The organism is Paraburkholderia sp. SIMBA_030 (assembly GCF_046535245.1).
Classification (GTDB): Bacteria; Pseudomonadota; Gammaproteobacteria; order Burkholderiales; family Burkholderiaceae; genus Paraburkholderia.
Map to the genome: position 1 here is coordinate 1 of NZ_JAWRXB010000359.1, position 278 is coordinate 278.

Consider the following 278-nt stretch of genomic DNA (forward strand, 5'->3'; position numbering starts at 1 on the left):
GTCGGCGGCATGCGCGTGGGCTTCGCGCAGATCGCGGCCGCCCTGCGTGTCCCAGATAAAAATCTGCACGAGCGGCGCGAGCAGCAACGGCAGTGCATACGCGACGAACGGCGCACGCCAGCCATACGCGCCCAGCACGCCGCCCATCAGATTGAAGACGAACGCCGAAGTCGAGGCCACCGTGACCTGCAACGCCGCGTAGCGGTCGCGCTTCGCGCCCGTAAAATAGTCGCCGATAAACGACGTGCTCACGGTCATCGCCGCCGCTTCGGCCAGGC

General features: G+C 66.9%; 1 protein-coding gene. It reads right to left on the bottom strand.

Features of this window, described 5'->3' with window-relative positions:
- The coding region (locus SB772_RS40345) for an MFS transporter (protein WP_410838559.1) at positions 1-276 on the bottom strand (276 nt) is incomplete at its 3' end.
- Between the last annotated feature and the right edge of the window lie 2 nt (positions 277-278).